This window comes from Escherichia sp. TW14182 (assembly GCF_000208525.1).
Classification (GTDB): domain Bacteria; phylum Pseudomonadota; class Gammaproteobacteria; order Enterobacterales; family Enterobacteriaceae; genus Escherichia; species Escherichia ruysiae.
The window spans coordinates 1-633 of the sequence record NZ_AEJZ01000435.1 but is presented as its reverse complement, the minus strand read 5'-3'; the positions used below and the strand labels follow the sequence as shown (position 1 = coordinate 633).

Sequence of the window (633 nt, the reverse complement as noted above, 5' to 3'; positions counted from 1 at the left end):
TTATGGAGGCACGGCACCGCCCGGTGTCGCAGAACATGTGACTATGGAGGATTCAGGAATGTCTGTTGTTGCCCCTGCTGTATACGTTGGAACCTGGCGAAAGTATAACGGTGGCAGTATTGCCGGCCGCTGGTTTGACCTGACTTCATTTGATGATGAACGTGGCTTTTTTGAGGCCTGCCGCGAACTGCATCAGGATGAGGCCGATCCGGAGTTGATGTTTCAGGATTATGAAGGGTTTCCCGGGAATATGGCCTCAGAATGCCATATCAACTGGGCTTATGTTGAAGGCTTTCGCCAGGCACGGGATGAAGGCTGCGAAGAGGCTTATCGTCTCTGGGTGGATGATACCGGAGAGACGGATTTTGACCGCTTCCGCGATGCCTGGCTGGGAACCGCTGACAGTGAAGAGGCGTTTGCCATTGAGTTTGTGAATGATTCCGGGATGCTGGCGGGGATCCCTGATGAGATTGCGCGATATTTTGATTATGAAGCGTATGCACGGGATTTGTTTCTGGACAGCCTGACCTTTATTGATGGCCATGTGTTCTGCCGGTGAGCGTTGCCCCCGTTCCGGCGGGGGCCTGCCTGTCAGTCCGCGCGAAAAACCCCTGGCAGGCTGGCGCCTGCCGG

General features: G+C 55.1%; 1 protein-coding gene. It reads left to right on the top strand.

The genetic code is table 11. The features are described 5' to 3' along the window. Positions 1-58: 58 nt before the first annotated feature. Entirely contained in the window at positions 59-559 is a 501-nt protein-coding gene (locus EQY_RS0122885) for an antirestriction protein ArdA (RefSeq protein ID WP_000117636.1), read from the top strand. Positions 560-633 lie beyond the last annotated feature (74 nt).